Annotated in this window: 22 protein-coding genes; 15 read left to right on the plus strand and 7 right to left on the minus strand. The window is 70.8% G+C overall.

Annotated elements, in window-relative coordinates; all coding sequences use genetic code 11:
- Positions 1-15: 15 nt before the first annotated feature.
- The 3 genes from B0I31_RS24120 to B0I31_RS24130 form a co-directional block, all read right to left on the minus strand.
- Positions 16-1,059, minus strand: coding sequence for a LacI family DNA-binding transcriptional regulator (locus B0I31_RS24120; protein ID WP_106617658.1), 1,044 nt, complete (start codon positions 1,057-1,059; stop codon positions 16-18).
- A gap of 512 nt (positions 1,060-1,571) precedes the next feature.
- On the minus strand, positions 1,572-3,932 hold the full coding sequence (locus tag B0I31_RS24125) for a glycoside hydrolase family 3 C-terminal domain-containing protein (protein ID WP_106617659.1): 2,361 nt from the start codon (positions 3,930-3,932) through the stop codon (positions 1,572-1,574).
- 208 nt (positions 3,933-4,140) lie between these two features.
- Positions 4,141-5,367 (minus strand): ROK family transcriptional regulator, encoded by a 1,227-nt coding sequence (locus tag B0I31_RS24130; protein WP_106617660.1) that lies wholly within the window; start codon positions 5,365-5,367, stop codon positions 4,141-4,143.
- 186 nt (positions 5,368-5,553) lie between these two features.
- Here B0I31_RS24130 and B0I31_RS24135 point away from each other — a divergent pair, with 186 nt between their 5' ends.
- The 6 genes from B0I31_RS24135 to B0I31_RS24160 are packed head-to-tail and all read left to right on the plus strand — an operon-like array spanning position 5,554 to position 12,761.
- Complete coding sequence (locus tag B0I31_RS24135) at positions 5,554-7,212, plus strand: ABC transporter substrate-binding protein (RefSeq protein WP_106617661.1); 1,659 nt, start codon at positions 5,554-5,556, stop codon at positions 7,210-7,212.
- Positions 7,209-8,309, plus strand: a complete 1,101-nt coding sequence (locus tag B0I31_RS43120; protein ID WP_106617662.1) for an ABC transporter ATP-binding protein — start codon at positions 7,209-7,211, stop codon at positions 8,307-8,309. The genes B0I31_RS24135 and B0I31_RS43120 overlap by 4 nt, the downstream gene beginning before the upstream one ends.
- Positions 8,306-9,286 carry an ABC transporter permease gene (locus B0I31_RS24145; RefSeq protein WP_106617663.1) on the plus strand — a complete coding sequence of 327 codons (981 nt, stop codon included), beginning with the start codon at positions 8,306-8,308 and terminating at the stop codon, positions 9,284-9,286. Before B0I31_RS43120 ends, B0I31_RS24145 begins: the two co-directional genes overlap by 4 nt.
- 3 nt (positions 9,287-9,289) lie before the next feature.
- Positions 9,290-10,282: an ABC transporter permease gene (locus tag B0I31_RS24150; RefSeq protein WP_106617664.1), complete on the plus strand. Its 993-nt coding sequence runs from the start codon at positions 9,290-9,292 to the stop codon at positions 10,280-10,282.
- Positions 10,279-11,319: an ABC transporter ATP-binding protein gene (locus B0I31_RS24155; RefSeq protein WP_106617665.1), complete on the plus strand. Its 1,041-nt coding sequence runs from the start codon at positions 10,279-10,281 to the stop codon at positions 11,317-11,319. Before B0I31_RS24150 ends, B0I31_RS24155 begins: the two co-directional genes overlap by 4 nt.
- A gap of 41 nt (positions 11,320-11,360) precedes the next feature.
- A complete protein-coding gene (locus B0I31_RS24160; RefSeq protein ID WP_106617666.1) occupies positions 11,361-12,761 on the plus strand; it encodes a GH1 family beta-glucosidase in 1,401 nt (466 codons plus the stop codon).
- A 140-nt stretch (positions 12,762-12,901) separates the two neighbouring features.
- Here B0I31_RS24160 and B0I31_RS24165 read toward each other — a convergent pair whose 3' ends face one another.
- Positions 12,902-15,019, minus strand: coding sequence for a discoidin domain-containing protein (locus B0I31_RS24165; RefSeq protein WP_106617667.1), 2,118 nt, complete (start codon positions 15,017-15,019; stop codon positions 12,902-12,904).
- 179 nt (positions 15,020-15,198) lie between these two features.
- Between B0I31_RS24165 and B0I31_RS24170 the strand changes: the two genes are divergently transcribed.
- From B0I31_RS24170 to B0I31_RS24180, 3 genes are all read left to right on the plus strand, one after another.
- Entirely contained in the window at positions 15,199-15,717 is a 519-nt protein-coding gene (locus B0I31_RS24170) for a DUF305 domain-containing protein (RefSeq protein WP_245950334.1), read from the plus strand.
- 84 nt (positions 15,718-15,801) lie between these two features.
- Positions 15,802-16,554, plus strand: coding sequence for a DUF427 domain-containing protein (locus B0I31_RS24175; RefSeq protein WP_106617668.1), 753 nt, complete (start codon positions 15,802-15,804; stop codon positions 16,552-16,554).
- Positions 16,555-16,625: 71 nt separating this feature from the next.
- Positions 16,626-17,228 (plus strand): uracil-DNA glycosylase, encoded by a 603-nt coding sequence (locus tag B0I31_RS24180; RefSeq protein WP_106617669.1) that lies wholly within the window; start codon positions 16,626-16,628, stop codon positions 17,226-17,228.
- Between the two features lie 86 nt (positions 17,229-17,314).
- Here B0I31_RS24180 and B0I31_RS24185 read toward each other — a convergent pair whose 3' ends face one another.
- Positions 17,315-18,379: an ATP-dependent DNA ligase gene (locus B0I31_RS24185; protein ID WP_181320310.1), complete on the minus strand. Its 1,065-nt coding sequence runs from the start codon at positions 18,377-18,379 to the stop codon at positions 17,315-17,317.
- Between the two features lie 116 nt (positions 18,380-18,495).
- On the opposite strand from B0I31_RS24185, the gene B0I31_RS24190 reads away from it, so the two are divergent.
- The gene (locus B0I31_RS24190) at positions 18,496-18,999 is read left to right on the plus strand and encodes a DinB family protein (RefSeq protein WP_106617670.1); all 504 of its coding nucleotides are present in this window, start codon (positions 18,496-18,498) and stop codon (positions 18,997-18,999) included.
- Positions 19,000-19,004: 5 nt separating this feature from the next.
- On the opposite strand, the gene B0I31_RS24195 is transcribed toward B0I31_RS24190, so the two are convergent.
- On the minus strand, positions 19,005-19,454 hold the full coding sequence (locus B0I31_RS24195; RefSeq protein WP_106617671.1) for a cupin domain-containing protein: 450 nt from the start codon (positions 19,452-19,454) through the stop codon (positions 19,005-19,007).
- 10 nt (positions 19,455-19,464) lie between these two features.
- The gene (locus B0I31_RS24200; RefSeq protein WP_106617672.1) at positions 19,465-20,988 is read right to left on the minus strand and encodes a GGDEF domain-containing protein; all 1,524 of its coding nucleotides are present in this window, start codon (positions 20,986-20,988) and stop codon (positions 19,465-19,467) included.
- A gap of 180 nt (positions 20,989-21,168) precedes the next feature.
- Here B0I31_RS24200 and ruvC point away from each other — a divergent pair, with 180 nt between their 5' ends.
- From ruvC to secD, 5 genes are all read left to right on the plus strand, one after another.
- Positions 21,169-21,768: a crossover junction endodeoxyribonuclease RuvC gene (gene ruvC, locus B0I31_RS24205; protein ID WP_106617673.1), complete on the plus strand. Its 600-nt coding sequence runs from the start codon at positions 21,169-21,171 to the stop codon at positions 21,766-21,768.
- Positions 21,765-22,358 carry a Holliday junction branch migration protein RuvA gene (ruvA, locus tag B0I31_RS24210; protein ID WP_106617674.1) on the plus strand — a complete coding sequence of 198 codons (594 nt, stop codon included), beginning with the start codon at positions 21,765-21,767 and terminating at the stop codon, positions 22,356-22,358. The genes ruvC and ruvA overlap by 4 nt, the downstream gene beginning before the upstream one ends.
- Entirely contained in the window at positions 22,355-23,419 is a 1,065-nt protein-coding gene (gene ruvB, locus B0I31_RS24215; RefSeq protein WP_106617675.1) for a Holliday junction branch migration DNA helicase RuvB, read from the plus strand. The genes ruvA and ruvB overlap by 4 nt, the downstream gene beginning before the upstream one ends.
- A 98-nt stretch (positions 23,420-23,517) precedes the next feature.
- Complete coding sequence (gene yajC, locus B0I31_RS24220; protein WP_106617914.1) at positions 23,518-23,880, plus strand: preprotein translocase subunit YajC; 363 nt, start codon at positions 23,518-23,520, stop codon at positions 23,878-23,880.
- Positions 23,881-24,020: 140 nt separating this feature from the next.
- Positions 24,021-25,865, plus strand: a complete 1,845-nt coding sequence (gene secD / locus B0I31_RS24225; RefSeq protein ID WP_106617676.1) for a protein translocase subunit SecD — start codon at positions 24,021-24,023, stop codon at positions 25,863-25,865.
- Position 25,866: the final 1 nt, after the last annotated feature.

The following is a 25,866-nucleotide window of genomic DNA, read 5'->3' on the forward strand; positions in this document are numbered from 1 at the left end:
TTCCGGGCCAGGTCTCTAGGCGGAGTCCCGCAACACCAGTTCCGGCTCGAAGATGACGGACTTCGGGCGCAGTCCCGGTTCCTCGACGTGGTCCAGCAACAACCGGGACATCCCGGCCGCCATGTCCTCCACCGGTTGCCGCACCGTCGTCAGCCGCGGGCGGCAGGACAGTGCCGGACTGCTGTCGTCGAAGCCCATGAGGGCCACGTCGTCCGGCACGCGCCGGCCGTGCTTGTGCAGCACCAGCAACGCGCCCTGCGCCATCAGGTCGTTGGCCGCGAACACGCCGTCGATGCCGGGGTGCTCGGCCAGCAGCCGTTCCATCGCGGCCTCGCCGCTGCCCGACGTGAACCCGCCCTCGGCGATCGGCACGTACGGGAAACCGTGCCGCGCCATGGCCTCGCGGAACCCGGTCAGCCGGTCCTGCGACGCGGGCACGTCCAGCGGGCCGGTGATCGTGGCGACCTGCGTGCAGCCACGGTGCACCAGGTGGTCGGCGGCGAGCCTGGCCCCCGCCTGGTGGTCGAGGTCGACGTAGCTGATCGGCACCGGTCGGGCGGGCCGCGCGAACAGCACGGCGGGCAGCTTCGCCTCCACCAGCCGGGCGGGCAGCGGGTCCTCGGCGTGCGTGGAGACGAGCAGGGCGCCGTCCGCGCTGCCCTGGCGCAGGAACGCCAGCACGTCCTCCCGGGCCGGTTCGGTGTCGGCCACCATCAGCACCGGGTGCACGCCGCGGGTGCGCAGGAAGCCCAGCACACCGCTGGCCACCCGGCCGAAGAACGGGTCGGCGAACACGCGGGCGGCGAACGCGTCCTCCTCGCCCGGGTCACCCGCGCCGGACACCACCAGCGCGACCGTCCCGGCCCTCTTGGTCACCAGGGAGCGCGCCGCGCGGTTGGGCGCGTACCCGGTCTTGTCGACGGCCGCGCGCACGACTTCCTGGATCTTGCGGTCGACGTTGCGGGTGCCGTTGATGACGCGGGAGACGGTGGCGCGGGACACGCCGGCGACCCGCGCCACGTCTTCCAACGTCGGCGGGGTCGTCGGCGGTCTGCTCATGCCGCCATTCTGCCATGCCCGGAGAGCGCTCTCCTCTTCTTTCACCGCGTGTCCTACCTCCCGAACGCGCGAGTCGAACGTTCAGGACCCGTGAGTTCAACACTCAGGCGCGAGAGTCGTACGTTCAGGGCGCGAGAGTCCAACGTTGGGAGGGTGAGAGTCCTACGTTGGGGAAGGGTGAGTTCAACGTTCAGGGTGGTTGGGTCCGGCTCGATTTGACATGGGGCCCCTTACGGGTACTCCAGGCAGGCCAAAGCCGGGCAGGCCTGGCGGATGAAGCGCCCGCCAAGCCTGTCCGGCTTCGACCAGCCTGAAGCATTCGAACCCCAGGTAAAATCGGGCCTCTGCGGTTGGTTGCGCGCCCGTTGGGGTGTCGCTGGGCTGGGTGAATAGTGCAACCTTTGACAACCCGAATCGCATTTCTCACGTTAGCCGGAGAAAACGGCCGGCCCGGCGGCGGGGAGGCGTGGGCAGGTGGGGTTGGGGTGGTTGTGCGGGGGTTTTGTGGTGGGTCAGTGGTGGATGGTTAGTGGGGTGTTGGCGGATGATGGGCCGATCAGCAGGGTGAACTGGCCGGGCTCGGTGGTCCAGCCGTCCGGGGTCCAGTGCTGGTAGGCCCGGGCGGGCACGGGGATGTGCACGTCGGTGGTTTGGCCCGGGTCGGCGGATGCGATGGCCCAGGCGGCGAGCCAGCGTGCGGGACGTTCGACGGTGCTGTCCGGGCGGGTCACGTAGACCTGCACGACCTCGCGGCCGGGGCGGGGGCCGGTGTTGCGGATGCGGACTCGGACGCCGGAGGTGGTGGGGGTGGCGTCCTCGTAGGTCCAGGTCGTGTAGCCCAGGCCGTGGCCGAGCCAGTAGGCCGGGCGGGTGGTGGAGCGGTGCCAGGCGCGGTAGCCGAGGTGGAGGCCCTCGTCGTAGCGCAGGACGCCGTGGTCGGGTAGGACGTTCGACACGGGCAGGTCGCGTTGGGTCGCCGGCCAGGTGGTGGGGAGGCGGCCGCCCGGTTCGCGGAGGCCGAAGAGGACGTCGGCCAGGCCGTGGCCGGCCTCTTGGCCGGGGAACCAGGTCAGCAGGACGGCGGACACCTCGTCGCGCCACGGCAGCTCGACCGGGCCGCCGGAGTTGACCACGACCACCGTGCGGTCGTTCACGGCGCGGACCGCGCGCACCAGTTCGTCCTGGCGTCCCGGCAGGGCCAGGGACGTGCGGTCGAAGCCCTCGCTCTCGATCTCGTCGGTGGTGCCGACCACGACCACGGCGACGTCGCTCGCGCGGGCCAGGTCGACGGCGTGGGCCAGTTCGTCGGCGTCGCTCAGGCGGGGTGGGTCGGCCGCGAGGACGGTCGCGGTGCCGGTGTGTTCGCGCAGTTCACGGCGGGCCACGAGGTCGACGGTGGTGCCCGCGGTGAGGTGTGCGGTGGCCTGGCGGTACGGCGGGGTCAGGTGGATGACGGCCGGGTCGTCGGTGTCGAGGGGGACGTCGGAGTCCACCAGGCGCTCGCCGTCGACGTCGAGGGTGAGGCGGCCGAAGCCGGCGACGGAGATGGTCCACTCGCCGGTCACGTCCACCGCGAGCCCGCCGTGGATCTCGACCGTGTGCGCACCCTCGACCAGCGGCACCTCCAGGATGCGGCCGAGCAAGCGGTGTTCGGTGGTCAGTTCGGTTCCCTCGGCGTCGAGCAGGCGGACCAGCACGCCGGGTTCGTCGTGGTGCGGGTGCCGGGCGTTGGCGGTGGTGAGCGGTGAGGGGCGGTTCTGCAGCCGGACGCCCGCGGTGTGCACGACGTCGGCGACCTCCTCGATGCCGTCCAGGAACGACACGACCGACTCGGGGTAGACCCCCGCGCTGCCACCGCCCTGGATGCGGGCGGTAGCAGCGTTGGGACCGAGGACGGCGACCTTCACGCCGGGGGACAGCGGAAGGGTGCCGTCGTTGCGCAGCAGCACGGTGCTCGCCGCGACCGCCTCGCGCAGCAGGTCGTGCGGCGCGGTGACCTCGGGTTTCGGGGGTGTCGAGCCGTTGAGCGCGCCGACCCTGGAAGCCAGTCGGAGGAGACGTTCGAGCTTGCGGTCCAGGGCGCTCTCGGGCACCTCGCCGTTCTCGACGGCGGCGACCAGGTCGTTCCACGGGCTCTCCGGGCCGGGCATGGCGAGGTCCTGGGCGGCGTTCGCGGACGGCGCGGTGGAGCGGACCGCGCCCCAGTCGGAGACGACCAGGCCGTCGAAGCCCCAGGAACCCTTGAGCGGCTCGGCCAGCAGCGGGCTCTCCGACATGGTGGTGCCGTTGACGCCGTTGTAGGCCGACATCACCACCCACACGCCCGCCTCGACCGCGGCCTCGAACGGGGCCAGGTAGACCTCGTGCAACGTCCGCTCGTCCACGTCGGCGTCGAGCGTCATGCGTTCGGTCTCGGAGTCGTTGGCCACGTAGTGCTTGGCGGTGGCCGCCACCCCGCCGCTCTGCACGCCGGTGATGTAGGCGGCGCCGATGCGCGCGGTGAGCACGGGGTCTTCGGAGTAGCACTCGAAGTGCCGTCCGGCGAACGGTGACCGGTGCAGGTTGAGCGTGGGTGCGAGCAGCACGTCGACGCCCTTGCGGCGTGCCTCGGACGCCAGCAGCACGCCGAGCCGTCGCACCAGGTCGACGTCCCAGGTGGCGGCCAGCGCGGTGGGGGAGGGGAGCGCCAGGGACGTGCTGCGTTCGTCCCAGCCCTGGCCGCGCACCCCGATCGGCCCGTCCGACACCACGATCGACCGCAGCCCGATGTCCGGCTCGTCGTGCGTCCGCCAGCCGGTGGCCCCGGTCAGCAGCCGCACCTTGCGCGCCACGTCCAACTTGCCGACCAGCTGGTCGAAGTCGGGCTCGTCCACGCCACCACCCCTTGCCTCGGAGAGCGCTCTCCCGCTCAGCGTCGGCCCATCCGGCCCGCCGTGTCAACCACTCCGAGTGTTCAACTCACGCGTTCTGAGCGTTGGACTCACGGGTTCTGAGCGTTGGACTCTCGCGTTCTGAGCGTTGGACTCTCGCGGTCGGGAGGTAGGACACGCGTGACGGGAAGGTAGGACACGCGGGAGGTGGTCAGGCGATGTCGGCGCGGGAGGCCGGTTTGCGGGGGTCGGCGGCGCGGTCGAGGAGGGCGGCGACGGGCAGGGTGGCGGCGCCCACGGCGACGGCGTCCGGGCCCAGGCGGCCCAGTTCGATCGAGATCTGCTCGTACGGGTGCCGCAGGGCGTGGGCGCGGGTGGCGGCGACGATCCGGTCCAGCTGGTGGGCGCCCAGCGCGAGGCCCGCCCAGCCGCCGAGCACGATCCGCTCCGGGTTGAACAGGTTCACCAGGTTCGCGATGCCCGCGCCCAGGTACCCGGCGGTCTCCTCCAGCACGCGGGCGGCGGTCTTCGAGCGGGGTGCGGCGTCGATCAGCGCGGCCACCGTCGACTGCTCGTCACCGCCGGGCAGCTCACGTCCACGGGCCTTGCGGTAGCGGTCGAGGATGCCCTCGGCGCCCACGTACGCCTCCAGGCAGCCGAGAGCACCGCAGCGGCACGGCCGACCGCCGTACACGATGGTCGTGTGCCCCCACTCGCCCGCCGAGCTGGTGGCACCCCGGTACACGCCGCCATCGGTCACGACCGCCGCGCCGACACCGGACCCGATGAGGGCTATCACCACGTGCCGCGCGCCACGCCCGGCACCGAACCACATCTCGGCCTGGCCCTGCGTCTTCGCCCCGTTCTCCACGTACAACGGCCACGCGGACTCCGACGCCGCGGCGACCAGCTCCTCCAGCCGCACGCCGTCCCACCCGATGGTCGGCGCGTGCACGACCGCGGTCGCGCCTTGTTCGACCGTCCCCGGCACGCCGATCCCGACGCCGAGCACGGTCGACGCGGCAACCCCGGCCGAAGCGACCACGTCGCGCACGGCCGAAGCGATCAACGACGCCACCGCGGCGGGCGACGACGGCGACAGCGCGTGGTCGAACGCGGCCAGCTGGGTCAGCGTCAGGTCGAACAGCTCGACCTTGATCCCGGTCTCGCCCACGTCGACCCCGATGACGTGCCCGAACGCCGGGTTGACGCGCAGCAGCACCCGTGGCCGGCCGCCGTCCGAGTCGACCGAGCCCGCCTCGACCACGAGCCCGTCGTCGACCAGCTCGCCGGTCACGTTCGACACCGTCGCCGCCGACAGCCCGGACAGCCGGGACAGCTCGTACCTGCTCAAAGGCCCGTCGAAGAACAGCGTCGACAGCAGCGTCGACCGGTTCTGCCGACGCAGGTCGCGGACGGTGGTGCGCTTCGGTGCCACGCCACGGACCTTAGTTTGCGACTTAAAATTAGTCTAAGTTTGTAACCTGTTCGTGATTGACGTGACTTGGCTCACCGGGGTTGAGTCTGCAACGACACGAGGACGCGTCCAGCGTCCCAGCCGCGATGGCACCCGCGGCCCGCACTCACGAGCGCTCGCCCTTCACCAGCCCGACAAGGAGAACCCATGCGACTCAGGCGAACGTCCGCCCTCGCCGTCGCGGCAGCCCTGCTGTTCTCGGCCGCCTGTTCGACCTCGAACCCCGGTGCGAACAGCACGAACGAAGGCGTGCTCAACGTGGGCATGCCGAACGGTCCGCAGACCGAGAACAACAACCCGTTCCTCAACACGTCCGCGGCCAGCTCGCTCGGCTACCGCCGGCTGCTCTTCGAGCCGCTGGCGATGGTGAACGAGACCAAGCCGGCGGACAAGCCCAAGCCGTGGCTGGCCACGGAGTGGACGTGGTCGGACAACTACCACAAGTTGAGCCTGACCATCCGCGACGGCGCGACGTGGTCCGACGGCAAGCCGCTGACCGCCGAGGACGTGGCGTTCACCTTCGAGCTGCTGAAGAAGAACCCCGGCCTGAACGTCGACTCGGTCCCCTACGACACGGTCTCCTCCTCCGGCAGCAAGGTCGACGTCGGCTTCCCGAAGTCGCAGTTCGTCAACCAGAAGAAGATCCTCGAGCAGCTGATCGTGCCCAAGCACATCTGGTCGACGATCGCCGAGCCGAGCACGGACACGGTCAAGAACCCGGTCGGCAGCGGCCCGTACACGCTGAAGTCGTTCACGCCGCAGACCGTCACGCTGACCGTGCGCGACTCGTACTGGCAGGAGCTGCCGAAGGTCAAGGAGGTCCGCTACACCTCCTACAGCGACAACAACGCGCAGACCACCGCCCTGGCGACCGGCGCGTCCGAGTGGAGCTTCGTGTTCATCCCGAACTACGAGGCCGTCTACACCTCCAAGGACCCCGAGCACTACAAGCTCTACTTCCCGCCGGTGCTCGGCATCCACGGCCTGTGGTTCAACACCAAGGTCAAGCCGTGGGACAACCCGGCCCTGCGCCGCGCGGTCAACATGGTGATCAACCGCGACGACATCTTCCTGCAGGGTGAGGCCGGGTACTTCTACCCGAAGGTCGACAACATCACCGGCATCCCGACCCCCGCCGGCGACTCGTACATCGCGCCCGAGTTCAAGAGCGAGATCGTCACGGTCGACGTCGAGGCCGCGAAGAAGGAGCTGACCTCCGCCGGCTTCACCTTCGAGGGCGACAAGCTGAAGGACCCGGCGGGCCAGCCCGTCACGCTGAAGATGACCGTGCCGTCCGGCTGGTCGGACTACGTGACGAACCTGGAGATCATCAAGGACAACGTCTCCAAGATCGGCATCGAGGCCACGGTCGACCTGCCCAACGCCGACGCGTGGAGCAAGGCGCTCGACGTCGGCGACTTCCAGGCCGCGCTGCACTGGACCAACAACGGTCCGACGCCGTACGACATCTACGAGAACATCATGAACGGCGCGCTGTTCAAGCCGATCGGCGAGGGCGGCATCAACGGCAACTACGGCCGTTACGAGAACCCCGAGGCGACCAAGCTGCTCAACGAGTACGCCAACGCCGCCGACGACACCGCCCGCAACGCGGCCCTGCACCAGCTCCAGCAGATCTTCGTGCGGGACATGCCGGTCGCCATCACCTCCGCGGCCAACGCGGGCGGCCAGTACAGCACCAAGAACTGGGTGGGCTGGCCGGACCAGTCCGACCAGTACGCGCCGCTGCAGCCCACGCTGGAGAACGCGCTCGACGTCGTCCTGCACCTGAAGCCGGCCGCATGACGACGAGCACCGCACCGTCGGCCTCCGGGACCACTGAGGTGGTCCTGGAGGCCGATGGCCTGACCAAGCACTTCCCGGTCCGCAAGCGCGGGCGTGAGCTGCTGTCGAAGACCAAGCGCTCGGTGCGCGCGGTCGAGGACGTGACGCTCCGGCTGCACCGCGGCCGGGTCACCGCGCTGGTCGGCGAGTCCGGTTCGGGCAAGTCGACGGTGGCCCGGTTGCTGGCGCAGCTCTACCCCCAGACCTCCGGTGCGATCCGGCTGCACGGCGAGCCGGTCAGGACCAAGGGCGGCAAGCGCTTCCGGGCGTACAGCAAGCGGGTCCAGATGATCTTCCAGGACCCGTTCGCCTCGCTGAACCCCGTGCACACGGTGCGCTACCACCTGACCCGCGCGCTGAAGATCCACGGCAACGCGGGCAAGACGCCGCAGGAGCTGGAAGAGGCGCTGGCCCACCTGCTCACCCGCGTGCAGCTCACCCCGCCCGAGCGGTACGTGGACAAGTTCCCGCACGAGCTGTCCGGCGGCCAGCGCCAGCGCGTGGCCATCGCCCGCGCCCTGGGCGCCGACCCCGAGGTGCTGCTGGCCGACGAACCGGTGTCCATGTTGGACGTATCGATCCGGCTCGGTGTGCTGAACCTGTTGCGAGACCTCAAAGAACGCCTGCACCTGGCGATCCTCTACATCACCCACGACATCGCGTCGGCGCGCTACTTCGCCGACGAGACGTTCGTGATGTACGCCGGGCGCGTGGTCGAGGGCGGTGGGAGCGAGACCGTCACCCAGCGGCCCGCGCACCCGTACACCCAGCTGCTGATCGAGTCCGCGCCGGACCCGGACCGGCCCGCCGCGCAGGAGAAGGACGGCGGCACGGGCGAGCCGCCGTCGCTGATCAACCCGCCCGAGGGCTGCCGCTTCAACCCGCGCTGCCCGCACGCCATGAAGGTCTGCGCCGAGAAGGTCCCGCCGCGGTTCGCCATCGGTGACGGTGACGGCCACTTCGCCGCCTGCTGGCTGTACGGAGACGACCTGGCCGAGGGTGACAAGGTCAAGCTGCGCGTCGCCGGGGTGCGGCACGGCGGCGAGGAGGTGTTGTGAGCTACCTCCTCAAGCGGATCGTGTTCTACGTGTTCACCGCGTGGGCCGCGATCACCATCAACTTCTTCATCCCGCGCGCCATCCCCGGCGACCCGGTGCAGGCGCTGATCACCCGGTCACGCGGCCAGATGACCACCGAGGCCGTGCAGTCGCTGTACGTGCTGTTCGGGCTGGACAAGGACGCGAGCCTGGCCGAGCAGTACTTCAGCTACCTCGGCCAGCTGCTGCGCGGCGACCTCGGCCTGTCGTTCACCTACTTCCCGTCACCGGTGTCGCAGGTGCTCGGCGACGGCCTGCCGTGGACGCTGGGCCTGGTCGGCATCACCACCGTGCTGGGCTTCCTGATCGGCACCGCGCTGGGCACGGGCATCGGCTGGCGGCGCGGCTCGTGGGCCGACGCGCTGATCCCGGTGACCACGTTCGTGTCGTCCATCCCGTACTTCTGGCTCGGCCTGATCGCGATCGCGCTGCTCACCGGCCCGGACAGCTTCTTCCCCGCCTCCGGCGCCTACGACAACGGCCTGGTGCCCAACCCGGACCTGGAGTTCATCGGCAGCGTGGTGCAGCACGGCATCCTGCCCGCGTTCACCATCCTGGTCTCGTCGATGGCGGGCTGGATCCTGTCCATGCGCAACATGATGGTCACGGTGGCCTCCGAGGACTACGTGACCGTCGCGCACGCCAAGGGCCTGTCCGACCGCCGGGTGATGGTGGGGTACGCGGCGCGCAACGCGCTGCTGCCCAACGTCTCCGGCTTCGCGCTGTCGCTCGGCTTCATCGTCGGCGGCACGCTGCTGGTCGAGATCGTGTTCTCCTACCCGGGCCTGGGCCTGCAGCTGTTCCAGGCCGTGGGCGCCAAGGACTACCCGCTCATGCAGGGCATCTTCCTGATCATCACGCTGTCCGTGCTGCTGGCGAACTTCCTCGCCGACGTGGCCTACCTCGCGCTCGACCCGCGCACCCGACGGGAGGGCTGAGCCATGACCGTGGTTCCCACCACCGGAACGGCCACCCCGGTCGCGGCGCCGGTGAAGCGCCGCAGGCTGCGGTTCGTGGCCAACCCCAAGGCCACCACCGGCCTGGTCATCCTGGGCTTCTTCGCCCTGGTCGCGATCATCGGGCCGTGGATCGCGCCCTACGACCCCTCGGGGCGCAGCAACGACCTGCTCCAAGGGCCCTCGGCCGCGCACTGGTTCGGCACGACCCACCTGGGCCAGGACATCTTCAGCCAGGTCGTGGTCGGCACCCGCAGCGTCATCGTCGTCGGGTTCATCGCGGGCATCGTGGCGACGATCCTGTCGGTCCTGGTCGGCGTCACGTCCGGCTACCTCGGCGGCGCGGGCAGCGAGCTGCTCTCCGCGTTGTCCAACGTGTTCCTGGTGCTCCCCGCGCTGCCGCTGATGATCATCATCACCTCGACGCTGCCGGAGACGAGCACGCTCACCATCGCGCTGGTCATCGGCTTGACGTCGTGGGCCTGGGGCGCGCGCGTGCTGCGGGCGCAAACGCTGTCGTTGCGCGGACGCGACTACGTCGAGGCCGCGCGCGCCACCGGCGAGAAGACGTGGCGGATCATCCTGTTCGAGATCCTGCCCAACCTCACCGCGGTCATCGCCTCCGGCTTCGTCGGCACGGTCATCTTCGCGGTCACCCTGGAGATCACGCTGGCGTTCATCGGCATCGGCGCGGGCGGCGACTGGAACTGGGGCACGGTCCTGTACTGGGCCCAGAGCCAGCAAGCCCTCGCGCAGGGCGCGTGGTGGTGGTTCGTGCCCGCCGGCCTGGCCATCGCGCTCCTGGGCACCGCGCTGTCGCTGGTGAACTTCGGCATCGACGAGTTCGTCAGCCCGCGGCTGCGCGGCGGCGGCAAGACCAACGTCAAGACCGCCGACGGCCACACGGTGCGGATGCGCGTCGGCTTCACGCCGGTGCTCGCGACGAAGGCCGGCCCCGAGGGAAGGGAGACGCCGTGACCGACGCGGTGCTGGAGATCCGCGGCCTGAACGTGGACTACGGCCTGGGCGAGGACGCGGTGCACGCCATCCGCGACGTCGACCTCACCCTGCACCGGGGCGAGGTCCTCGGCCTGGCGGGCGAGAGCGGCAGCGGCAAGTCGACCCTGGCCTACGGCCTGACCAGGCTCCTCCCGCCGCCGGGCGTGATCACCGGCGGCGAGGTGCTCTACCACCCGGACGGCGGCGACCCGGTCGACGTGCTCCGGATGGACCACGCCGCGCTGCGCAGGTTCCGCTGGGCGGAGACCGCGATCGTGTTCCAGGGCGCGATGAACTCGCTCAACCCGGTGCACCGGATCTCCACCCAGCTCACCGACGTGATCAAGGCGCACGACCCGCGCGGCACGAGCGCGGCGCGCCTGGCCCGCGCCCGCGAGCTGCTGCACCTGGTCGGCATCTCCGCCGACCGGCTGGAGAGCTACCCGCACCAGCTGTCCGGCGGCATGCGGCAGCGCGTGATGATCGGCATGGCGCTGGCGCTGGAGCCGAAGGTCGTCATCATGGACGAGCCGACCACCGCGCTGGACGTGGTGGTGCAGCGGCAGATCCTGCGCCAGCTCGTCGAACTGCGGGAACGGCTCGGGTTCTCGGTCGTGTTCATCACCCACGACCTGTCCCTGCTGGTCGAGTTCTCCGACCGGATCGCGATCATGTACGGCGGCCGGATCGTGGAGGAGGCGGCCTCGGCCGACCTCTACCGCGACCCGCTGCACCCCTACAGCCACGGCCTGCTCAACTCGTTCCCCGCGCTGCGCGGACCGAAGCGCGAGCTGACCGGCATCCCCGGCTCACCGCCGGACCTGCGCGGCATGCCGTCCGGCTGCGCGTTCCACCCACGTTGTCCGCACGCAATGGAGCGCTGCGGTGTGGAGGTCCCGGTGCTCGGCGTTCCCCCGGACAAGTCGACCACCGCGCACGTCGCGGTGGATCAACGGAGTCCCGCCGACCGCACCGTGGCCTGCTGGCTGCACCCCGTTCACGACGACGGGTTCTGACCCCGTTCACGACAACGGGTTCCGACCTCCGAGGGAGATCCATGGACACCACGGCGCCGACCGTCGGGCTCGACCCCGCGATCGACACCCTGCCCGCCTCGTTCCGCTGGGGCGTGGCGACCTCCGCGTACCAGATCGAGGGGGCGCACGACGAGGACGGTCGCGGACCGTCCATCTGGGACACCTATTGCCGGACGCCCGGCATGGTGCACAACGACGACAACGGCGACGTCGCGTGCGACCACTACCACCGCATGCCCGAGGACGTCGCGCTGATCGGCTCCCTCGGCGTGGACACCTACCGGTTCTCCGTCGCCTGGCCGCGCGTGCAGCCGGGCGGCCGGGGCCCGGCGAACGCACCCGGCCTGGCGTTCTACGACCGGCTGGTGGACGAGCTGCTCGGCAAGGGCATCACCCCGTGGGTCACGCTCTACCACTGGGACCTGCCGCAGGAGCTGGAGGACGCGGGCGGCTGGCCGGTGCGCGACACCGCCTACCGGTTCGCCGACTACTCGATGCTCGTGTTCGACGCGCTGTCGGACCGGGTGCGCCACTGGACCACGCTCAACGAGCCGTGGTGCTCGGCGATGCTCGGCTACTACGAGGGCCGCCAGGCGCCCGGTAGGCAGGACTTCGAGGCGGCCATCCACGCCGTGCACCACCTGCTGCTCGGCCACGGCCTGGCCACGCAGCGGATGCGCGAGGCGGCCACCGAGCCGATGGAGTTCGGCATCACGCTCAACATGAGCCACGCCAGGCCGGCCACCGACAGCGAGGCCGACCACGACGCGGCCCGCCGCGCGGACGGGCTGTCCCGGCGGATCTACCTCGACCCGCTGGTGCGCGGCCACTACCCGGCCGACGTGGTGGACGACCTGGCCGCGCGCGGGGTGAAGATCCCCGAGGAGCCGGGCGACCTGGAGATCATCAAGCAGCCGATCGACGTGCTGGGCGTGAACTACTACTCCAGCTCGAAGTTCTCCGGCGTGGACGAGGCGGGCAACACGGAGGACGCCGAGGGCGTGCCGGTGTGCCGGGAGGTCCGCTACGGCCGTCCGGTGACCGCGATGGACTGGGAGATCGTGCCCGAGGGCTTCACCAACCTGCTCGTGCAGATCGGTGAGGAGTACCCCGGCGTGCCGATGGTCATCACGGAGAACGGCGCCGCGTTCGACGACAAGGCCGACGAGAGCGGGTTCGTCCAGGACGACGACCGCACCGCGTACCTGGAGTCGCACATCGCGGCCGTGGCCAAGGCCCGCACGGCGGGCGCGGACGTGCGCGGGTACTTCGCGTGGTCCCTGATGGACAACTTCGAGTGGTCCTACGGCTACGACAAGCGGTTCGGCCTCGTGCACGTGGACTACGACACGCAGGTCCGCACGCCGAAGAGCAGCGCGCTGTGGTACCGCGACACCATCCAGCGCGTTCGCGGCAGCTGACGGAACGAACGAGGGGCGTGCCACGGGTGTTCCGCGGCACGCCCCTCGACCGCGCGTCGTCGCCGGAGTGGCCGCGCTCGGTGGCGCGACGGCCGAAGGGCCGGGAGGAGTTCGTCCCCCCGGCCCTTCGGTGTTCCCCGTCAGCGCCGGTAGACGCCGAACTCGTAGAGCGAGTAACCCCAGCCGGTGCCGCGCTGCGTGGCGTGCAGCCGCACGTACCGGCCGGTGGCCGTGACGTCGATCGAGTCCACGCCACCGTTGCCGGTCGTGGTGCCGTGCACCGGGCGCCAGGTCGTGCCGTCGTCGGACACCTGGATCTCGTACGCCCGGCCGTACGCGCCCTCCCACACCAGCTGCACGTGCTGGAACGTGGTCACCGCGCCCAGGTCCACCCGCAGCCACTGCGGGTCGGCCCAGTCGGTGGCCCAGCGGGAGCCCGCGTTGCCGTCAACGGCGTTCGACGGCGGGAACGGCGCGCCGTCACCCACCTGCTGGTAGGACGACGCCGTGACGGGCTTGTTCAACGCCACGTTGGTGCCCGCCGGCTGCGGCGCGACCACCCGCACCGACTTCGTCTCGATGCCGATGTTGCCCCGGCCGTCCTCGGCCATCACGTACACCTTCCACACCCCGAGCCGGTCGGGTGCGGTGACGGTCAGCCGGTTGCCGTTCACCTGCACGGGCGCGCCCGCCAGGCCGCCGCTGTTGTCGATGTACTTGCTGTTGAACGCCGCCGACCAGGTGATCGGGTCGCCGTTCGGGTCGCTCACGGCCACGTCGACGTCCAGCCGGGCGCCCGCCGGGACGCTGGTGGGCAGGTTCATCGCGGTGATCACCGGCGGGGTGTTGGCCGGCGTCGCGCCGCCGAACGCCCGCTGCACCGAGTAGAACGACAGCCGCTTCTTGCCCGCCGGGGTCAGGTTGAACCACACCGCGCCGAAGTCGTACTCCGTGCCGTAGTGGAACAACGTGCCGCCGAACGACACCCCGGTGTGCCCGGTGATGCACTCCCACGCCCGCGTGTAGCCGTCCCGCTTCTGCACGTCGGTCGGCTCGCTCGGCACCCCGTTGACGTCGTTGGGCACCTCCCACTCGCCGGCCGGACCGGCTTCGGTGAGCAGGTACGGCTTGGTGTAGCCGCCGTTGATCCAGTCCTGCCGGACCTGGCACACGTTGCCGTAGGAGTTCACCGAGTAGACGTCGAGGTCGGGCGCGTGCGCCTTGAGGTAGACCCAGGCACCGGTCCACGCGTCGGTGTTCGTGACGGGGTGGTTGGTGTCGATGGCGTGGATGGCGCGCGCGGCCTCGTTGACGTACTTGGCGTACGCGACGCGCTGGTTCTCCAGCTCCGTGCCGGAGTAGCAGTTCTGCAGGCCCAGGATGGACTCGTTGCCGACGTTCCACATGAGCACGCCGGGGTGGTCCTTATAGGCGGTCACCCACTGCCGGATCGTGTTCAGCATGTCGTTCTTGTAGGTGGCGTCGGTGACGTAGTTGACGCAGCCGCCGGAACCGGGTCCGCCGCCGGGCTGCAGCCAGAAGCCGGTCATCACCTTGATGCCGTTGGCCGCCGCCGCGTCCAGCAGGGGCTTGGTGGTGCCGTCGGTGCCCCAGGTGCGCAACGTGTTGACGCCCATGGACTTCAGCTCCGGCATGTACCGGGCCGCGTCGGCGGCGGGCGGTCCCCAGGTCAGGCCCTTGACCGTCCACGGCTGACCGTCGACCGTGAGCTGCCAGTTGCCCTGGGAACCGGTGACGTGCACGCCCGTGCCGGGCGGGGGAGTGGTGCCCTGGGTGCCGTAGACGCGGAACTCCCACAGGGAGTAGCCGTAGCCGTTGGCGCGCTGGGTGCCGTACACCCGGACGTACCGGCCGGAGCCGGTGACGTCGAAGCCCTGCCTGCCGCCCGTGCCGGCGGTCGTGGTGTGGACGGTGGTCCAGGCGTTGCCGTCCGCGGAGACCTGGACCTGGAACGCCCTGGCGTAGGCGGCTTCCCAGTCCAGCTCGACGCGGCTGAGGGTCGAGGTGGCGCCCAGGTCGACCCGCAGCCACTGCGGGTCGCTCCACGCGCTGGCCCAGCGGGTGCCCGGGTTGCCGTCGACGGCGGCGGACGCGGGCATGCCGGGTCCTTCGGTCGAGGACGCGGTGGCGGGCTTGCCCTGGGAGAGCAGCACGGGTGCGGCGCTCGCGGTGCCCGGGACCACTGCGAGTCCCAAGAGCAGCGCCAACACCGTGCTGGCGGATCGGAGGCGGTACATGGCGTCTCCTGCCGGATTGTCGGGTCGAGGTGCGGGAGAGCGCTCTCTCAACCCGGCTCGAAGTGTTACGAACGGACTTCGGATCTGTCAATGAGTGCGGTCTTGACACTCGCCGGGCCCGGCGGGCAAGCTCATGTGGGAGAGCGCTCTCCCAGCCGCGTGTCGGCAGGAGGACAAAGGTGTCCCGAAAACTCCGCTTCCCGGCCGCGGCCGCCCTGGTGGTGCTGGCGGCCTGTTCGACCCCACCGTCCCCGCCACCGACGTCGTCCGCGTCGCCGTCGCCGTTCAACGGCACGGACACGGCGTGGATCCAGCTGATGATCCCGATGAACGAACAGCTGCTGCCCGCCCTGTCCCTGGCACCACCCGCCCTGGCACCGTTCGCGGCGGAGCTGAAGGTGTCGCACGAGCAGGAGTTGGTGCGGCTCAAGCGGTTGCGCGACCGGGCCGGCCTGCCCGACGAGAACGTGCACGCGGGCCACCAGATGCCGGGCCTGGTGTCGGAGGTCGACCTGGCGGGCCTGCGCCTGGATCCCTCCGGCCTGCCCGCGAAGCTGCGCGAGCACCTGGCGCAGGGCGCGTTGCTGGCCCGGGGCGAGCAGGACAGCGGCGCGGACCAGGAAACCCGCGACCTGGCGGCGTCCATCGCCACGGCCCGTGCCGAGCAGACGTCCCGGCTCGGTGCGGTGTCGCCGTAGTTCCCGGCACCAGCGGCCGGTTGGGCAACACCGGAGAAGGGCGGCGGCTGCCCGGCGACCTCACTCGGGCGTAGTTTCGGAATCATGAGTGCTGCGGAACGCGGACGCGTGCGGGTGGAGACCGGGACCAAGCGGGTCCGGGCCTACTTGGCGGGTGAGCTGGTCGTGGACACCACGCGACCGGCGTTGGTGTGGGAGAAGCCGTACTACCCCACGTACTACTTCCCGGCGGAGGACGTGCGGGCGACCCTGGTGCCCACCGGTGAGGTGAAGCGGTCGCCCAGCCGGGGCAACGGGCAGGTGTTCGACGTCAAGACCGGCACGGCCACGGCGGCGGGCGGGGGGCTGCGGTACCCGGACTCGCCGCTGGAGGCGTTGCGCGACCTGGTCCGGCTGGACTGGGACGCCATGGACGAGTGGTTCGAGGAGGACGAGCCGGTCTACGTGCACCCGCGCGACCCGTACACGAGGGTCGACGCGCTGCCGAGCAGCAGGCACATCCGGGTGGAGGTCGGCGGCGTCGAGGTGGCGAACTCGCACCGCCCGGTGATCCTGTTCGAGACCGGCCTGCCCGCCCGCTACTACCTGCCGCTGACCGACGTCCGGCAGGACCTGCTGCGGCCGACCGACCTGCGCACGAGCTGCCCGTACAAGGGCACCGCCGAGTACTGGTCGGTGGTGGTCGGCGACGAGACCCACGAGAACGTCGTCTGGGGCTACCGCACGCCGCTGCCGGAGAGCAGGCAGGTCGCGGGTCTGGTCGCGTTCTACAACGAGAAGGTCGACACCTACGTCGACGGCGTCCTGGAGGAGAAGCCCCGCAGCCACGTGGGCTAGGGCATGATCACCGGGGTGCCGCCCGGACGGCGGATGGTAGTGCCTGATCAAGACAGGAACGCTAGCCAACCATGGACGTCTTCCCCTCCACCCCGAGGGCACACCGCAACCCCGTGGTCGTCGCACGGAAGAAGGCCCTGCTCAAGGCACCCCATTTGGCGAAGCTGACGGAGTTCGCGGAGCGCATCGCCACCGAGCGCAAGGTCGGCGTGCCGATGTTCGACCCGGCGAGCGGCGGCGTGAACTCGAAGGTCCTGCTGCTGCTGGAGTCGCCCGGGCCCGCCTCGGCGGGCTCGGGCCTCAACTCGCCCGACAACGACGACCCGACCGCCGCCAACGTGTTCGCCGCGATGGCGGAGGCGGGCCTGTCACGCCGGGTGAGCCTGAGCTGGAACGTGGTGCCCTGGTACCTGTCCAGTCGCGAGCCGACGCCCGCGGACCTGCGGGCGGCCGTGCCGTACCTGGTGGAGCTGCTGCGGATGCTGACCGCGCTCAAGGCGGTCGTGGTGCTGGGCAGGCCCGCGGGCACCGGCTGGACGCTGTCCGGCCGCGGCCACAAGCTGAAGGTGTTCAACGCGCCCCACCCGTCGCCGCTGTCGATCAACCGGGACCGGGCGGGCCGGTGGCCACAGCTCGTGGACGCCTGCCGGCAGGCCGCCAAGGCGGCCGACTGACGCTCGGCGGCGCGACCGGAACCGACCCGGCTGACCGACGCCGACGCGCTGCCGGCCGCCGCGTGACGCCCCGGCCGACCACGTCCTCAGCCGCGCCCGGACAGCCCGAAGATGTCCATCAGCTCCGCCGGGGCGACCTCTTCGAGCTGGGCGTACGTGCACGACTCGGGCGTGCGGTCCGGCCGGAACCGGACCAGCCTGCTCGTGTGCCGGAACCGCCGTGACTGCACGTGCTCGTAACGCACCTCGGCGACCAGCTCCGGCCGCACCGGCTCCCAGGTCAGCGTCTTGGTCGGCGCCCACCGGCTCTGCGCGCCCGGCGTGGCCGCGTCGATCGCGGCCCACTCCGCCCACGGGTGGTCCACCAGCGCGTCCTCCCGGAACGGCGCCAGCTCCGCCAGCAGCTCGCGGCGACGCGCGGCGGTGAAGCTGCTCGCCACGCCCACGTGGTGCAGCGCGCCCGCGTCGTCGAACAGCCCGAGCAGCAGCGACCCGACGCCCTCGCCGTCCTTGTGCGGCCGGTACCCGGCCACCACGCAGTCCGCCGTGCGCTCGTGCTTGACCTTCCACATCACCCGCTTGTCCTGCTCGTACGGCAGGTCCGTGCGCTTGGCCACCACGCCGTCGAACCCGGCGCCCTCGAACCGGGTGAACCAGTCCTCGGCCTGGTCCGGGTCGTCCGTCGCGGGCGTCAGGTACAGCCCCGGCACGTCGGTCAGCACCTGTTCCAGCAGCCGGCGGCGTTCGCCGAACGGCGTCGGGGTCAGGTCCCGGTCGTCCAGCGCGAGCAGGTCGAACGCGACGAAGCCGGCCGGGGTGTCCGCGGCGAGCTTGCGCACCCGCGACGCGGCCGGGTGCAGCCGCAGCTGCAGCAGGCCGAAGCTCAACCCCTCGGGCGTGACGATGACGATCTCGCCGTCCACCACGCACCGCGGCGGCAGCCCGGACCGCAGCACCTCGACCACCTCGGGGAAGTACCTGGTCAACGGCCGGTCGTTGCGGGAGCCGAGCTCCAGTTCGGCGCCGTCGCGGAACACGACGCACCGGAACCCGTCCCACTTCGGCTCGTAGACGAGCCCTGGCTCGCGCGGCACCGAGTGCACGGCCTTGGCGAGCATCGGCCGCACGGGTGGCATCACGGGGAGGTCCACGCCGCCGAGCGTAGGTCGGCGGGACGGATTTCACCGTGGATCGGAATCGAGGACCGGACCTGTCCGCGATGGGGCCTAGCGTGGTGGCAACACCGAAACGGAAGGCAGAACCCACCATGAGCGCCACCGCGACCGCCTCGACCGAGCTGACCGACCTGCTGTCCACGCTGGCCAAGCACCGCGGCTTCCTCCGCTACACCGTGCAGGGGCTCACCGACGAGCAGGCGCGGCAGACGCCCACCGCCAGTGCGCTCTCCCTCGGCGGCCTCATCAAGCACGTCCGCAACGTGGAAGAGGGCTGGATGCGCTTCGCGGTCGGCGGCGCGGAGTTGATGGAGAGCGTGCAGGAGGACTGGGTCGACGGCTTCCGGATGGTCGAGGGCGAGACCTTGGAAGGGCTGCTCGCCGACTACGAGGAGACCGCCGCGAAGACCGAGCGGCTGCTCGCCGACCTCGACCTGAACACCGCACACCCGCTGCCCGTGGCGCCGTGGTTCGAACCGGGCGCCTCGTGGACCGTCCGCCGCGTGCTGCTGCACCTGATCGCCGAGACTTCCCAGCACTCGGGCCACGCGGACATCCTCCGCGAGAGCGTCGACGGCCAGAAGACCATGGGCTGACCGGCTCAGCGACGGCAGAGCCGGCGGACCAGGTCGGCGTGCGAGGGGTAGAGCGGGGCGAGGGTGTCGGCCTCACCGAAGGTGACGATGTCATCGGTGTAGGGCGGCACCACCACCGTGCCGACCAGGGACCACTCGCCGTCCGGCTCACTGGCCTGCCAGACCCCGGCGGGCACGACGACCTGCGGCCGCTGTCCCGCGGCGAGATCGGGACCGAGCACGGGCTGCGTCACCGTGCCGTCCGGGTGCAGCAGCAGCATCCGCAACGGCGCGCCGACGTGGTGGGCGTAGATCTCCACGTGGTCGAGCTTGTGCACACCGGAGAACTCGCCCTCGCGCAGCAGGTAGTGGATCGCGGACACCTCGGGCGAACGCCACGACTGCCCGAACCACCCGCCCTCCACCGGCAGCTCGACCAGCCCCAATTCCGCGATGACCTCTTCGGCCTTCACCACCCGACCCCGTTCACGTGAGTTCCGCTTCCACCGTGCCGTGCACCACGACCATGCCCTTGCCCAGCCGCTTGGCCGTGTACATCGCCGCGTCCGCCGTGCCGATCAGGTCGTCGGCGGTCAGCGACGGGTCGAACCCGTCGCGGTGCGAGATCCCGATCGACGCGCGGATCACGTGCGAGCCGTTGGCGGTGCGGTGCGGCTCGTCCAGGGCGCCCAGCACCCGCTGCCCGATCTCCTCCGGCGGCTGCGGGTAGCCGTCGACCAGCACGCCGAACTCGTCGCCGCCCAGCCGTGCCACCACGTCCTGCGTCCGCACGCACGCCTGCAACCGGGACGCCACGATCCGCAGCACCGCGTCGCCCTCGGCGTGGCCGTAGTTGTCGTTGACGTCCTTGAACCCGTCCACGTCGATGAACAGCACCACCACCGGCGACGTGCCGGCCAGCGCCGCGTCCAGCCGTTCCCGGAACAGCGCCCGGTTCGGCACCCCGGTCAGCGGGTCGTGGTAAGCCTGGTGCCGCAGCCTCTCCCGGCTGTCGCGCAGCTGCTCCAGCAGCTTCACGTTGTCGATCAGGGTCAGCAGCTGCCGGGCGATCACCAGCAGCACCACGCCGAGCCCGACGTAGATCTCCAGCGGGTTGAGCCGCACGCCGGTGGCCGTGCCGACCACGATGAACAGTCCCGTGACCAGCATCGGCAGGTACGGCACCAGCAGGTGCAGCAGCTCGCCCGCGCGCAGCCGGGTCGCGCCGACCCGTTCCCGCGCGGCGCTGCTCGGCGCGACCGAGCTGAGGAAGAACAACGCCGGGCACACCATGAACCCGATGTCGGCGGCGGTCGGGATGGTGTCGGCGCCCTTGCTCACCAGGTACGCGAACGCCCACGCCGACGACGCCTGCGCCACGCCCGCCAGCGCGATGAACAGCATCGGCAGCTGCCGCACCGAGCGGTGCGTCCACGAGGACACCAGCAGCACGACCAGCATCACCAGGTACGCCGCCGGGTGCGCCACCACGGTCGCGAATCCGGGGCCGGAAGTGGCCCACGCGCGCACGATCGACTCCAGCAGCGACACCCACGTGAGCACGAACAGTGAGCCGACCACGATCAGCCCGTCCAGCGCGACCACCAGCCTGCTGCGGTGACCGGGCAGGTTGCCGGGACCGCCGTGCGCCAGCACCAGGATCGCGCACAGCGTGAGCGCGGGCACGAGCATGAAACCGATCGGCGCCAGCGTGGAGGAAGGCAGCGCCACCCCGAGGAACACCTGGCCCCAGATCCACACGGCCAGCCCGACGACCAGGCTCGCCATCGCCGCGGCCATCCACATTCGCCAGTGCCGGGCCACGCCGTGCCGTCCCCGCGCGGCCCGCCAGTACGACACCATCGCCGCGCTCGCGGCGAGCAGCTGGGTGAACTTGTCGATCGCGACCGACGTGGGCCGGTCGAACACCCCGGAGACGACGAGGCTGACGATGCCGATCACCAGAGCGCAGACGGCGACGCAGAGGACGCCGAACCGCCTCACGGTCATGGCACCTCGCTCACGCCGCCACTGGAGTCGATCAGTCGACCGAGCCACTGTAATGACCCGGTGACGCTGTGTCGATCTGGGGGTGTCTGTTCGTCACCGTGCGCGTGTCATGAAGGGTCCTCACCGTGATCACCGGCTAAGGTTTCGAACTGGTGTTCGTCGGCGGTTGAGGGGACCAGCGTGCGCGTGTTCGGAGTCGACCCCGGCTTGACCCGGTGCGGGTTCGGGGTGGTCGACGGCGGCGCGGGCCGCACCGTGCGGCCGGTCGCGGTGGACGTGGTGCGCACGCCCGCGGACCTCGACCTGGCGTTGCGGCTGCTCCAGCTCTCCGACGCCGTCGAGCAGTGGCTGGACCGCTACCAGCCGCAGGTCGTGGCGATCGAGCGGGTGTTCAGCCAGCACAACGTCCGCACCGCGATGGGCACGGCGCAGGCGGGCGGTGTGGTGGCGCTGTCCGCGGCCCGCCGCGGCCTGCCGGTCGTCTTCCACACGCCCAGCGAGGTCAAGGCGGCCGTGACCGGCTCGGGTCGCGCGGACAAGGCACAGGTCACCGCCATGGTCACCAAGCTGCTCGGCCTCAAGACCGCGCCGAAGCCCGCCGACGCCGCCGACGCGCTGGCGCTGGCCATCTGCCACCTGTGGCGCGCGCCGATGCGGTCGCGGCTGGAGGAGGCTCAGGCGAGGGCCGCCGACATCGCCCGGACGCACCGCGCGAGACTGGCGCAGGCGGGTGCGAAGGCACCGGCCAAGCCGACGAAGACCGGAGGTAGGAGCCAGTGATCTCGTCACTGCGCGGGCAGGTGCTGTCCATCGGGCTCGACCACGTGGTCGTCGAGGTCGGCGGCGTCGGCTACGCCGTGCAGGCCACCCCCGCCACGCTGGCCACGCTGCGCCGCGGCGAGGAGACGCAGTTGGCCACCGCCCTGGTGGTGCGCGAGGACTCGCTGACGCTGTTCGGGTTCGCCGACACCGAGGCCCGCGAGCTGTTCGGCCTCCTGCAGACCGTGTCCGGCATCGGGCCGCGGCTGGCGCTGGCCACGTTGGCCGTGCTGGAACCGGACAAGCTGCGCGCCGCCCTCGCCGAGGGCAACATCACCGTCCTCACCCAGGTGCCGGGCATCGGCCGAAAGGGCGCCGAACGCCTGATCATCGAACTGCGCGACAAGGTCGGCCACCTCGCGCCCGCGCCGACCGCCACCGGTGGCGACACCGGCCAGGTCCGCGCGCAGGTCACCGAAGCGCTGCTCGGGCTCGGCTTCCCGGCCAAGCAGGCCGAGCAGGCCGTGGACGCCGTGCTGGCCGCGGACGGCGCGCTGGGCACGTCCGAGGTCCTCCGCCGCTCCCTGGCCACCCTGGGCCGCAAGCGATGAACCACGAGGACGACTTCGCCGACGACACCCTCAACCCGCTGCCCGACCCGACCGAGCGGGACGTCGAGTCGACCCTGCGGCCGAAGGACCTGCACGAGTTCGTCGGCCAGCCCAAGGTCCGCGAACAGCTCGAACTGGTCCTCCAAGGCGCGCTGCAACGCGGCTCGCCGCCCGACCACGTGCTGCTGTCCGGACCGCCCGGCCTGGGCAAGACCAGCCTCGCCATGATCATCGCCGCCGAGCTGGGCGCGTCGCTGCGCATCACCTCCGGCCCCGCCCTGGAACGCGCGGGCGACCTGGCCGCGATGCTGTCGAACCTGGTCGAGGGCGACGTGCTGTTCATCGACGAGATCCACCGGATGGCCCGTCCCGCCGAGGAGATGCTGTACCTGGCGATGGAGGACTTCCGGGTCGACGTGGTCGTCGGCAAGGGACCGGGCGCGACCAGCATCCCGCTCGACATCGCCCCGTTCACGCTCGTCGGTGCCACCACCCGGTCCGGCGCGCTGACCGGCCCGCTGCGCGACCGGTTCGGCTTCACCGGGCACATGGAGTTCTACAGCCCCGAGGAGCTTGAGCTGATCGTCCGCCGGTCCGCCAAGATCCTCGGCGTCGACCTGCGCGAGGACGGCGGCCGGGAGATCGCGGGCCGGTCCCGCGGCACGCCCCGCATCGCCAACCGCCTGCTCCGCCGGGTTCGGGACTACGCAGAGGTGCGCGCGGACGGCGCGGTGACCCTGGAGGTCGCCCGGGACGCCCTGGAGGTCTACGACGTGGACGAACTGGGCCTGGACCGGCTGGACCGGGCGGTCCTGGGCGCGCTGGTCCGGTCGTTCGGCGGTGGACCGGTCGGCGTCTCCACGCTGGCCGTCGCGGTGGGTGAGGAACCCACCACGGTCGAGGAGGTCTGCGAGCCCTACCTGGTGCGCGCGGGCATGCTGGCGCGCACGCCCCGTGGTCGCGTCGCCACCGCCGCGGCCTGGTTGCACCTCGGCCTGCAACCACCGCCGCGGGCTCCGGGCGAGGCCACCCGATCCCTGTTCGACGACGCCACCGAGTGATCGGGATAACTCACCTGGCACAATCGGCAGCGGCACCCCAGAAATTCGGACGTACCGGGCGCTGATCGCGCCTGCCCCGTCCGGTTGATCGGAGAATGATGGACCTGTCCTCCTTGATGTTCCCGCTGCTGCTCGTGCTGCTCGCGGTGCCGCTGTTCCTCAGCGCCCGCAAGCAGAAGCGGGCCGTCGCCGAACAGCAGGCGCTGCTGAACTCCCTGGAGCCGGGTGACCGGGTCATGACCACCTCCGGGCTGTACGCGACGGTGGCCGGCGTGAACGACGAAGACAACACGATCGAGCTCGAGATCGCCGACGGCGTGGTCACCACTTGGCTGCGCCAGGCCATCCGCGAGAAGGTCGTGGTGGACACCGAGACCGACGCGGTCGTGGACGACGTGGAAGACGACGTCGTGGACGAGACCGCCGACGTCGAACGCGCGCAGCAGGAGAGCAAGAAGTAACCAGAAGTAACCAGCGGACCCCTCGGCCTGGAGCCGGCAACTGTCAACGTGCCGACTCCAGGCAGTGACGCGCAGCTCACACCATCAGGGGTACGCTGCGGCCTCGCTGACCTTGTCAACTATCAGGAGACGGACGGACCGTGGCACCTCCGGCCGGGCAAATCCGCCCCGCGAAGTACCTGGGCGCATTTGTCCTCATCGTGGTCGCGCTGTACTCCCTGGTGTTCTTCACCGGGAACGGCAAGGCGACCCCCAAGCTCGGCATCGACCTGCAGGGTGGCACCCGTGTCACGTTGACCGCCCGGGCTCCTGATGGGAAAACGCCGTCCGAAGAGTCGCTCAACCAGGCCCGCACGCTCATCGAGACGCGGGTCAACGGTCTGGGCGTGGCCGGTCCCGAGGTGGTCCGCGACGGCACCAACCTCGTGATCACCGTCCCCGGCGACGACAGCGAGGGCGCCAAGCGCCTCGGTCAGACGGCGAAGCTGAACTTCCGCAAGGTCATCGGCTCGCCGGTGCCGAACACGCCGGCGCCGACCGAGAGCAGCACGCCGCCGTCCACGTCGGGCTCCGCCGCGCCGACCACCACGGGCTCGGCCGCGCCGACCGAGACCGCGGCCTCCGTCCCGCCGACCACGACCGCCCAGGGCCGCCCGGCCCCGGCGTTCGAGGGGCAGCCGGAGACCACCACGCCGCCCGCCGAGACCACGACGCCGCCCGCGGACCCGAACGCGCCGCCGCCCGCCGAGGGTCAGGAGTCGCAGGTCGACTGCCGCGCGGTGTTCCAGGGCGTCTACTCGGAGGACCCGACCAAGGCCATCGATGAGTCCCGCACCTGCCGGCAGGACCCGCAGCTGACCACCCTGGACGCCCAGACGGTGTCCCAGGCGCTCGGCGCGTTCACCTGTCCGACCAAGGACCCGCTGATCGGCAACGACGACCCGGCGCTGCCGCTGCTGACCTGCAACCAGGACCTCACCGAGAAGTACGTGCTGGCCCCGGTCACCCCGCCGGCGGACGGCAGCGTGAAGGAAGACGACTACAGCCTGTACTCGCGGCTGACCGGTGAGGACATCGACAACGCGGTGTCCGGTACCGACCCGCAGGGCGCGGGCTTCGTGGTCGACCTCACCTTCAAGGGCGAGGGCGGTGACAAGTGGGGCAAGTTCACCTCGGCGAACGTCTCGCAGCAGGTCGCCGTCGTGCTGGACACCCAGGTCGTGTCCGCGCCGAACATCAACGAGCCCATCCTCGGCGGTTCGACGCAGATCAGCGGCACGTTCACGCAGAGCGAGGCGACCCACCTCGCCAACGTGCTCAAGTACGGTTCGCTGCCGCTGTCGTTCGAGGCCTCCGAGGCGGAGACGGTGTCCGCGACCCTCGGCCTGGCGTCGCTGAAGGCGGGCCTGATCGCCGGCGGCATCGGCCTGGCGCTGGTGTTCGTGTACTGCCTGTTCTACTACCGCCTGCTCGGCGTGCTGACGATCCTGTCGCTGGTCCTGTCCGGTGTGATCGTCTACGCGGTGCTGGTGCTGCTCGGCCGCTGGATCGGGTTCACCCTCGACCTCGCGGGCATCGCCGGTTTCATCGTGTCGATCGGTATCACCGCCGACTCGTTCGTGGTGTTCTTCGAACGGCTCAAGGACGAGATGCGCGAGGGCCGGTCGTTCCGGTCCGCGGTACCGCGCGCCTGGGTCCGCTCGCGCCGCACGATCCTGTCCGCGGACGCGGTCAGCTTCCTCGCCTCGGCCATCCTGTACGTGCTCGCGGTCGGCCAGGTGAAGGGCTTCGCGTTCACCCTCGGCATGTCGACCGTGCTCGACCTGGTCGTGGTCTTCCTGGTGACGCACCCGCTGGTCAGCATGATCTCCAAGTCGAAGCGACTGTCCAACCCGAAGCTGGTGGGTCTGGGCGGCGCCGTCCAAGCCGCGGTCGACGACCGCGCGCTGTCGGGTGCGAAGAGCACCGCTGTGAAGGAGGTCTGAC

Origin of the sequence: Saccharothrix carnea, assembly GCF_003014735.1 — a bacterium.
GTDB classification, from domain to species: domain Bacteria; phylum Actinomycetota; class Actinomycetes; order Mycobacteriales; family Pseudonocardiaceae; genus Actinosynnema; species Actinosynnema carneum.

Excerpts from the sequence above, each read along its gene's own strand:
- B0I31_RS24175 (WP_106617668.1), top strand. The coding sequence starts at position 15,802 with ATGAGTGCTGCGGAACGCGGACGCGTGCGGGTGGAGACCGGGACCAAG.
- B0I31_RS24200 (WP_106617672.1), bottom strand. The coding sequence starts at position 20,988 with ATGACCGTGAGGCGGTTCGGCGTCCTCTGCGTCGCCGTCTGCGCTCTG.
- B0I31_RS24160 (WP_106617666.1), top strand. The coding sequence starts at position 11,361 with ATGGACACCACGGCGCCGACCGTCGGGCTCGACCCCGCGATCGACACC.
- B0I31_RS24190 (WP_106617670.1), top strand. The coding sequence starts at position 18,496 with ATGAGCGCCACCGCGACCGCCTCGACCGAGCTGACCGACCTGCTGTCC.
- yajC (WP_106617914.1), top strand. The coding sequence starts at position 23,518 with ATGGACCTGTCCTCCTTGATGTTCCCGCTGCTGCTCGTGCTGCTCGCG.
- B0I31_RS43120 (WP_106617662.1), top strand. The coding sequence starts at position 7,209 with ATGACGACGAGCACCGCACCGTCGGCCTCCGGGACCACTGAGGTGGTC.
- B0I31_RS24120 (WP_106617658.1), bottom strand. The coding sequence starts at position 1,059 with ATGAGCAGACCGCCGACGACCCCGCCGACGTTGGAAGACGTGGCGCGG.
- B0I31_RS24150 (WP_106617664.1), top strand. The coding sequence starts at position 9,290 with ATGACCGTGGTTCCCACCACCGGAACGGCCACCCCGGTCGCGGCGCCG.
- ruvB (WP_106617675.1), top strand. The coding sequence starts at position 22,355 with ATGAACCACGAGGACGACTTCGCCGACGACACCCTCAACCCGCTGCCC.
- B0I31_RS24135 (WP_106617661.1), top strand. The coding sequence starts at position 5,554 with ATGCGACTCAGGCGAACGTCCGCCCTCGCCGTCGCGGCAGCCCTGCTG.
- B0I31_RS24180 (WP_106617669.1), top strand. The coding sequence starts at position 16,626 with ATGGACGTCTTCCCCTCCACCCCGAGGGCACACCGCAACCCCGTGGTC.
- B0I31_RS24165 (WP_106617667.1), bottom strand. The coding sequence starts at position 15,019 with ATGTACCGCCTCCGATCCGCCAGCACGGTGTTGGCGCTGCTCTTGGGA.